Here is an 8182-nt window from a genome sequence, read left to right as displayed (position 1 = left end):
CCATGCCGAACTCGGCAGTGAAACCGCTCAGCGCCGAGGGTAGTGTGGGGACTCCCCATGCGAGACTAGGTCATCGTCAGGCACCCCTTCCGAAAAGCCCCGGCCCCATGGTCGGGGCTTTTTACTGTCCGGCTCATGGCCGGGCCGGCCACGCCCGGCGGGCGCTCGTTGCCGGCGCCTGTCCCACATCCGGCCGCGCTGGTACGTGACATGAGAGGACAGGATTATCGGATGATCCGAACATGAGTACTGCCCATGAGTACCACGGTTGCCAGTGAGCTGCTGTTCTATTGTCGCGCCGGTTTCGAGGCTGATCTTGCCGAAGAGCTGAGCGAAAGGATGGCTCTGGCCGGTTGGCCCGGCTATCCCGTGGCACGCTCGGAAAGCGCGTTGGTGCGCTGGTGCCATACCGGCGCCGGGCGGATCAACGAGGCGCAGCGCGCCGTGCCTCTGGTCGATCTGGTCTTTGCCCGTCAGTCCCTGCTGGCATTGGCACCACTGGAAGAGCTGTCACGTGAGGATCGCATCACGACCATCGTGGAGCACGTGGTTGCCAGTGGCTGGAGTTTCGAGCGACTGCAGCAGGAGACGCCCGATACCAATGAGGCGAGGGCGCTGAGCGGACTGATGCGTTCGCTGCAGCAGCCGCTGGAAAACGTACTGAAAAAACGCGGCGCTCTGCGACGCAAGGCCGGCAAGCGCTGGCTCCATCTGTGCTGGACCGAAGGAGACCGGGTGCAGATCGCCATGAGCTTCCCCGGCAATCGTAGCGATCATCCCGGTGGAATACGCCATCTTCGCTTCCCGAGCGGGGCGCCAAGTCGTTCCACACTGAAGCTGGAAGAGGCCTGGCACACCTTTATCCCGACCGAACGCTGGTCACGGGTACTCAATGACAGCTGCTGGGCCGTGGATCTGGGCGCTGCCCCGGGAGGCTGGAGCTGGCAGCTGGTACAGCGCGGGATGTCGATCTATGCCATTGATAACGGTCCGATGGACGCCGGGTTGATGGCCACCGGCCAGGTCGAGCATCTGCGTACGGATGCCTTTCGCTGGCAGCCACCGCATGCAGTGGAGTGGCTGGTGTGTGATATCGTGGAGCAACCTTCCCGGGTGGCGGCCCTGATGGCTGACTGGCTGACTGCCGGCTGGTGCCAGCGGGCCGTATTCAATCTCAAGCTGCCGATGAAGCGGCGCTGGCCGCACGTGCGGGAGGCACTCGGACTGCTTGACCGGCGTTTGCAGCAGTCCGGCATGGCGGCGGTGGTTCGATGCCGTCATCTCTACCATGACCGCGAAGAGGTTACGGTACTGGTCGAGCCGTCATCGGAGCAGCGGGAGTGATTCGAGCACGACACGGAGAGCATCATGAGTGAGCAACCGGTATGCGATGCCACGCTGGATACCTGCGGTCTCTACTGTCCCGAGCCCATCATGATGATGCACAACAAGGTGCGTGACATGAGTGCAGGCCAGATCCTGGAAGTACTGGCCACCGATCCGGCAACCACGCGGGATATTCCGAAGTTCTGCAGTTTTCTCGGTCACGAGCTGATTCATCAGGACGATGACGAGACGCAGTATCGCTATTATATCCGCCTGACCGGATAGCGAGCCGGACGAGTGTGCAGGACTCGTCCGGGTCAGTGGTGAGCGGCTGATTCAGGCACTTTCAACCATCATGGCCAGCGCCTCGAGCGTTTCGGGATCCTGCTCCCGGATGCGGTTGGCAATGGCCCGCTGAAAGAAATAGACAATGCTGTGCCGGTCCTCGGCGGCATAGAGACAGTCGTCACCCGGCAGCACGGGAGTCTGGATCGGCTGTGACTCGTCCAGCAGCAGGGCTTCGATGCGACCGTCACTGCGAAGCTGCCAGCCATGGACCTGCTTGAGCTGCCACGGCGTGTCATCCGTCTCGTGACACAGGGCATGGGTGCCCTGGGTATCGGGCAGCAGCTGGAGCGGAATACCGGCTTCGCAGGGCTCGTAGTCGAAATAGGCTGCGGCATGCTCGAGTTCCAGCAGCTTGTGCGCAGGCGGCGCATCCAGCAGCTCTTCCGTTTCCGGATCACGATAGCCCACAAAGCAGCCGTGCTCGGGATCATCGATCTCATGGCAGGGGCGGAGCGTATCAAGCCACGGCACCATGCCGACCACTTCGCCGTTGCCCCGCATGGCCCATGCCAGTACCGGCATGGTGTAGAAGGCTTCCTCATCGGCAGACAGCCGATAGAGCATTTCCAGTCCATCCAGTTCGGGCGCCAGGCGCACGATTCGTCGAGAAGCTCGGAGGCGTTCGCGCATGGCCGCCATATCGATCACTCTGGCCGGCCGCGAAGAAGACATTACCTGGCTCATGAGAAGCCTCCTTGTCGACTGTCGGAGTTGTGATGACTACCTCGACCGGATGCCTGTCCTTCACCGAAGACCGCAAAAGGAAGTGACAGTCCGGTATTCAGGCAACCCACATCTGCACTATTAGCACAGCGTCGACCGAAAAGTTAAGCGTCTTTGTGCTCCGTGGGGCCGCTCTCCGCAGCAGGCGTCATCCTGGTCATCGTGTGTCGTGCGGTATGCCATAACCGCCAGCCCAGCAGCAGGGCTGCCACACTGAGCCCGGCAATCAGCCCCAGCCAGTAGCCGTAAACCCCCAGTCCGCTGAAATGGCCGGCCCAGCCCCGGCCCAGCAGATGCCCCCCGCCAAGACCGACGATCCAGTAGGCGAACAGGGTAATGGCCATGATGATCCGGGTATCCTTGTAGCCCCGCAGGGCACCCGCCATGCTCACCTGCAGCGCATCGGAGAACTGATAGAGTATCGCCAGCAGGATCAGCTGGCCGGCCAGCGCACGCACCTCCGGATTGGCGCTGTAGAACGCCACGATCCGGGAGCCGCCCAGCAACAGCACGATATCGATCAGCAGGGCGGCGATCAGGGCGCAGCCGACGCCGTTGAAGGCAACGAAACGGGCCTGTTCGGGGGCGTTGCGACCGATGGCATTGCCGACCCTGACGGTCAGGGCCATGCCCAGCGAGAGTGGCAGCATGAACAGCAGCGACGTGAAATTCAGCGCCACCTGATGGGCAGCCACCACGATGCTGCCGAAGCCGGCCACGAACAGGGCGATCAGGGTGAACAGGGTCACTTCGGTAAAGATGGCGACCCCGATCGGCAGGCCGACCCGCAGCAGTTCAGCGATCCGGCCCGGTTGCGGCAGGGCGGGCGCCGTCCAGAGCGTGACGGTGCGATAGGCTCGCGCATGGCGGGTATACCACACCATGCTCAGGCACATGACCCACATGGCGATCGAAGTGGCCACGCCGCAGCCGACCGCCCCCAGCGCCGGCAGCGTCTGCAGCCAGTCCGGGGTCGCCGCGCCGAGCAGTAGCGTGACACCGTCACCGCCATGGATCAGCAGATAATTGCAGGGGATGTTGACCAGCAGTCCGATCAGACTGATCAGCAGCGCCGGGCGGGTGTGGTTCATGCCATCGGAAAAGGCGCGCAGTCCCTGATAGAGCGCCATGCCGGGCAGGCCCGGCGCTACCGCGTAAAGGTAGTGTGTGGCAAGCCCGGCGACCTCGTCCGGAACTGCCATGACGCCGAATACCGGTGCCGCCAATCCATGCAGCAGCAATGCACTGCCCAGCCCGAGTGCCAGAGCGACCCAGAGTGCCTGGTGTACTGCAGGCCGAATGTCGGTATAGCGGGTTGCCCCGAGGTGCTGGGCAACGATGGGCGTAAGGCCCATCAGGGTGCCGGTCATGAACAGCATCAGCGGCACCCAGAGGCTGGCGCCGACCGACACCGCCGCCAGATCGGCAGCGCTGGCCCGGCCGGCCATCAGGACATCCACCGTACTCATGCCTGCCTGAGCCAGCTGGGCGCCCAGGATCGGCAGGGCGAGCTGCAAGAGCCCCTGGCTCTCGACACGGCTGCGTCGAATCAGTGAAGATGACACCACGACAGTTCCCGGCTGAATGGGGACGCAGAGTCTAGCAGAGCGCAGCCTGTCTACCGAGACCATCGAACGCCGCATGAACCCCTTGAGCCACCTCTCCCTGACGTCCGAGCCGATGACTACCGCCGTACTGCCCGAACCGGAAGCCGAGCAGCTGATGGTACTGTTCGATACCCTGTTTGAAGCCCGCTATCACACCAGGCTGATATGTGGTGACGAAGAACCGCTCTATCGCCCGGCTGCAGGCGATAAAGCGGCCGAAATCATTTTCGCCCACGGCTTTTTTGCCAGTGCCCTGCACGAGGTCAGTCACTGGTGCATCGCCGGCCCGCGCCGGCGCCAGCTGGAGGATTACGGCTACTGGTATCTGCCGGATGGACGCGATCAGGCCGCCCAGCAGGCCTTCGAGCAGGCCGAGGTTGCGCCCCAGGCGCTCGAGTCGCTGTTCTGCGAAGCCTGTGAGCGGCGCTTCAACGTCAGCGTGGATAATCTCGATGGCAGTGCCGAGGTGGATCGCGAGGCGTTCGCCGGGCGAGTGCGGGCACGCGCCGAACGCTACCGGCACGAGGGCCTGCCGCTGCGTGCCGGCGCCTTTCACCGGGCGCTGACGGGCTGCTTTGGCGAGGGCGCGCCGCCCACAGAGGCGGCGCGCGAAGCCGGGTGCTGGCTCGATAGCCAGCGCTAGCCCCGGCCGGCGTTACTCCTCGTCCGCATCCGGACCGAAGCCGGCGCCGGGCAGGGCGCCGCTGTCATCCTCGTCCTGAAAGCGCATGTGCAGGGTCAGCATGACCTGCAGTTCATCCTCGGCACGCAGCGGTTCCAGTCCCAGTTCATTGAAGAGCTCGCCGCGCTGTTCGCGCCACTCGTCCTCGGGCAGCTCCTCATAGAGCTGCTCGGCCGGCATCAGCTCGACGAACGGCTCGGTCCCGCAGCTGGCAAACAGGCTGGCCAGGATGGCCTGCTCATCCACGACACCGGGCGTGTGCAGCGTGGCGCCGTGATAGTCCGCTTCCAGCTCGCGAATGACCTCCAGGGTCGTCAGGCCAAGCGTGTTGAGCTGCTCTTCGCTGTAGTCGCCGAAACTGACGCTGTCATCCTCGAGCCAGCCCGGGTCGGGCTGAATCAGGGTCTGCTTGATGCGACCATCCGGCAGTGACCAGGCGATGGCCACCGGCAGCTCGCCGTCGCCGGCTTCAATCGCCAGGAACCCCGGAAGATCGATGTCGGAAGCGCCGGTATCGGCATTCAGGGCAGTGTCATCCATGGGTGCGAACCTCATCGAGTCCGAAAAAGCGTCGGGCCGTGGTGGTGGTGGCATGAGCCAGCTGCGCTTCTTCGATGCCGCGACAGGCGGCAATCTCGCGCACGATCCAGGGCAGCAGCGCGGGCTCATGACGCCGTCCCTTGAGTTTGGCGGGCAGATTGCGCGGCAGCAAATAGGGGCAGTCGGTTTCGACCATCAGCCGATTCAGCGGAATGTCGTTGACCGCCTCGCGCAGATGCTGCCCGCGGCGCTCGTCACAAAGCCAGCCCGTCTGGCCGATGTGCAGGTCAAGATCCAGATAGCCGTGCAGGGTTGCCTGTTCGCCGGTAAAGCAGTGCACCACGGCCGGGCCGATATCATCCCGCCAGTGCCTGAGCATTTCGAGCATGTCATGTCCGGCCTCGCGCTCGTGCAAGAACAGCGGGCGGCCGCTTTCGGCAGCCAGTTCCAGCTGCGCTTCGAAGGCCCGGCGCTGCACGCTGCGCGGGACCAGATCCCGATGATAATCGAGGCCGCACTCGCCGGCTGCCACGGTGGCCGGCTGGGCGAGGGCATGGCGGATGTGATCGGCCAGCTCGGCATTCCACTGGTCGGCGTGATGGGGATGAACACCGGCAGTGGTATGCAGTGCGACGCCATCGGCACCGCGTTCGCACAGTGCCAGCGCGGCATCGATGCTCTCGCGGTCGGCTCCGGTCAGGATCAGGGTGGTAACGCCGGCTTGACGAGCGCGTGCGATGACATCATTCAGATCGGCGCTGAAGCTTTCATGGGTCAGATTGGCACCGATATCGACCAGCGGTGCCGGTGACGTGAATTGCAGGGCGTCGGGCAGCATGGATCCTTCCATCGGGTAAATGGCAACGGTTGTGCGTATAGCGCTCCCAGTCTGGCTGATCATGGCGCCGTCGTCAGATGCGTTTGGCACCAACCCGACCGATCAATACGCTACAATGGGCCGTTCATATTACTGTGACCGTGGACGCAACGCATGCTGCTGAAACTGGAAGGCCTGCAACTCGCCTATGGCACCCAGACCCTGCTGGATGGTGCCGATCTGACCCTGGAGCGGGGCGAGCGACTGGCGCTGGTCGGACGCAACGGTACCGGCAAGTCGACGCTTTTGTCGCTGATTGCCGATACGGCCCAGCCGGATGGAGGCAGTATCTGGCGCATGGCGGGCTTGCGCGTCGGTACGCTCGAGCAGGCGCTGCCCGATGCAGAGGGTCGTCGCATCTTCGATGTGGTCGCCGAAGGCCTGCCGGAAACCGGTCGCCTGCTGACGGAATACCAGCGCCTGATCGAGTCGGACGAGCCCGACATGAATCGTCTGGCCGCCCTGCAGTCGGAGCTCGAGGCGATGGACGGCTGGTCGTATCACCAGCGCATCGATACCGTGCTGACCCGTCTCGGGCTACCGTCCGACATGTCGATGGAGGGCCTGTCCGGTGGCTGGCGTCGACGCGTGGCGCTGGCCCGGGCGCTGGTGGCCGATCCGGATGTACTGCTGCTGGATGAGCCGACCAACCATCTCGACCTCGATACCATCATGTGGCTCGAGGAGCAGCTGTTGCAGTTCAGCGGTGCCGTCCTGTTCATTACCCACGATCGGGCATTTCTGAAGCGGCTGGCCACCGGCATTCTGGAGCTCGACCGCGGACGGCTGGGGCGCTATCCGGGCAACTACGAGCGCTACCAGGAGCAGAAGGATCACGAGCTCGAGGTCGAAGCGCGCGAGCGTCAGGAATTCGACAAGAAGCTGGCCGCCGAGGAGCGCTGGATTCGCCAGGGCATCAAGGCGCGCCGTACCCGTAACGAAGGGCGGGTACGCGCGCTGCAGCAGATGCGCAGCGAACGCAGCGAACGCCGCGAACGCCAGGGCCGGGCGCGCATGCAGCTCGACAGCGGCGAGCGTTCCGGCCAGCGCGTGGTCGAGCTCGAGGGGGTCAGCCAGCGCTTCGATGATGACTGGGTCATCCGCGATCTCTCGCTGGAAATCCAGCGCGGCGACCGGATCGGTCTGATCGGCCGCAACGGTGCCGGCAAGACCACCCTGCTGAAGATCCTGCTGGGAGAGCAGGAGCCGACCGAAGGGCGGGTTCGCATGGGCACCAATCTGCAGGTGGCGTATTTCGATCAGCTGCGTGCCGGGCTCGACATGGAAGCCAGTGTCCTGGATAACGTGGCCGGTGGCCGGGATCATGTCACCGTGGGCGGGCGTGACCGCCATGTCATGGGCTATCTGCAGGATTTCCTGTTTTCGCCGGAGCGGGCGCGCCAGCCGGTCCGGGCGCTCTCCGGCGGTGAAGCCAACCGGCTGCTGCTGGCACGCCTGTTTACCCAGCCGGCCAACGTACTGGTCATGGACGAGCCGACCAACGATCTCGATGTCGAGACCCTGGAGCTGCTCGAGGAACTGCTGCTGCAATTCGAGGGTACCCTGCTGCTGGTCAGCCACGACCGTGACTTCATGGATAACGTGGTGACCAGCGTGCTGGCCTTCGAAGGGGACGGACAGGTCCGGGATTACGTCGGTGGCTACAGCGACTGGGTGCGTCAGGGGGGCCGCCTGCCGCCGGCGCCCGGCGAGCTTGATCGTCGCGTTGCAACTACCGAGGCGACTTCGCAGCCACCCGAGGAGCGTCCGGCTGCAGACAGGACCTCTTCCGATCACGCTTCCGGCAATCGTCGCAGGCGGGGTTCTTCCGGCAAGCTCACCTCCAGGCTGCAGCGCGAGCTCGATCAGCTGCCGGCGACCATCGAGCGGCTGGAAGCCGAGGTCGCCGAGCTGGAGCGTGAAGTCGGCGATCCCGGCTTCTATCAGCAGGAGAGTGAGAGGATCACGACCCGGCTGGCAGCGCTGTCGGAAAACCAGGCGGAACTGGACAGTGCGATGGAGCGCTGGATGGAGCTCGAGGCGCAGCGCGAAGAGGGCTGAACGAAAGCGGCAGCGCCC

General features: G+C 64.3%; 8 protein-coding genes and 1 rRNA gene. 5 read left to right on the top strand and 4 right to left on the bottom strand.

The genetic code is table 11. The features are described from left to right. The 3 genes from rrf to tusA all read left to right on the top strand — a co-directional run. Positions 1-82: ribosomal RNA gene (rrf, locus tag C7446_RS16920) — 5S ribosomal RNA — on the top strand; the annotation flags it as partial. A gap of 173 nt (positions 83-255) precedes the next feature. After that, positions 256-1344: a 23S rRNA (cytidine(2498)-2'-O)-methyltransferase RlmM gene (rlmM, locus tag C7446_RS11875; RefSeq protein ID WP_121173309.1), complete on the top strand. Its 1089-nt coding sequence runs from the start codon at positions 256-258 to the stop codon at positions 1342-1344. A 24-nt stretch (positions 1345-1368) separates the two neighbouring features. Beyond that, positions 1369-1611 (top strand): sulfurtransferase TusA, encoded by a 243-nt coding sequence (gene tusA, locus C7446_RS11870; protein WP_121173308.1) that lies wholly within the window; start codon positions 1369-1371, stop codon positions 1609-1611. A 51-nt stretch (positions 1612-1662) separates the two neighbouring features. Here tusA and C7446_RS11865 read toward each other — a convergent pair whose 3' ends face one another. Continuing rightward, positions 1663-2358: a hypothetical protein gene (locus C7446_RS11865; protein WP_211327947.1), complete on the bottom strand. Its 696-nt coding sequence runs from the start codon at positions 2356-2358 to the stop codon at positions 1663-1665. 143 nt (positions 2359-2501) lie between these two features. After that, complete coding sequence (locus tag C7446_RS11860) at positions 2502-3962, bottom strand: MATE family efflux transporter (RefSeq protein ID WP_245977830.1); 1461 nt, start codon at positions 3960-3962, stop codon at positions 2502-2504. Between the two features lie 115 nt (positions 3963-4077). Between C7446_RS11860 and C7446_RS11855 the strand changes: the two genes are divergently transcribed. Further along, positions 4078-4647 (top strand): elongation factor P hydroxylase, encoded by a 570-nt coding sequence (locus C7446_RS11855; protein ID WP_121173307.1) that lies wholly within the window; start codon positions 4078-4080, stop codon positions 4645-4647. A 12-nt stretch (positions 4648-4659) separates the two neighbouring features. Here the strand turns inward: C7446_RS11855 and C7446_RS11850 are convergent, their stop codons facing one another. Both C7446_RS11850 and C7446_RS11845 read right to left on the bottom strand, forming a co-directional pair. Then, a complete protein-coding gene (locus C7446_RS11850; RefSeq protein WP_121173306.1) occupies positions 4660-5226 on the bottom strand; it encodes a hypothetical protein in 567 nt (188 codons plus the stop codon). Next, the gene (locus tag C7446_RS11845) at positions 5219-6064 is read right to left on the bottom strand and encodes a TatD family hydrolase (protein ID WP_121173305.1); all 846 of its coding nucleotides are present in this window, start codon (positions 6062-6064) and stop codon (positions 5219-5221) included. The genes C7446_RS11850 and C7446_RS11845 overlap by 8 nt, the downstream gene beginning before the upstream one ends. 153 nt (positions 6065-6217) lie before the next feature. Here C7446_RS11845 and C7446_RS11840 point away from each other — a divergent pair, with 153 nt between their 5' ends. Continuing rightward, positions 6218-8164 (top strand): ATP-binding cassette domain-containing protein, encoded by a 1947-nt coding sequence (locus C7446_RS11840; protein WP_121173304.1) that lies wholly within the window; start codon positions 6218-6220, stop codon positions 8162-8164. Positions 8165-8182: the final 18 nt, after the last annotated feature.

This window comes from Kushneria sinocarnis, assembly GCF_003633775.1.
GTDB classification, from domain to species: Bacteria; Pseudomonadota; Gammaproteobacteria; order Pseudomonadales; family Halomonadaceae; genus Kushneria; species Kushneria sinocarnis.
The sequence above is the reverse complement of the archived record's forward strand: the minus strand, read 5'-3'. Positions and strand labels throughout refer to the sequence as shown.

Bases quoted from the DNA above. Each gene is read 5' to 3' on its own strand.
- C7446_RS11850 (WP_121173306.1), bottom strand. From the start codon at position 5,226: ATGGATGACACTGCCCTGAATGCCGATACCGGCGCTTCCGACATCGAT.
- C7446_RS11840 (WP_121173304.1), top strand. From the start codon at position 6,218: ATGCTGCTGAAACTGGAAGGCCTGCAACTCGCCTATGGCACCCAGACC.
- tusA (WP_121173308.1), top strand. From the start codon at position 1,369: ATGAGTGAGCAACCGGTATGCGATGCCACGCTGGATACCTGCGGTCTC.
- C7446_RS11845 (WP_121173305.1), bottom strand. From the start codon at position 6,064: ATGCTGCCCGACGCCCTGCAATTCACGTCACCGGCACCGCTGGTCGAT.
- C7446_RS11855 (WP_121173307.1), top strand. From the start codon at position 4,078: ATGACTACCGCCGTACTGCCCGAACCGGAAGCCGAGCAGCTGATGGTA.
- rlmM (WP_121173309.1), top strand. From the start codon at position 256: ATGAGTACCACGGTTGCCAGTGAGCTGCTGTTCTATTGTCGCGCCGGT.
- C7446_RS11865 (WP_211327947.1), bottom strand. From the start codon at position 2,358: ATGAGCCAGGTAATGTCTTCTTCGCGGCCGGCCAGAGTGATCGATATG.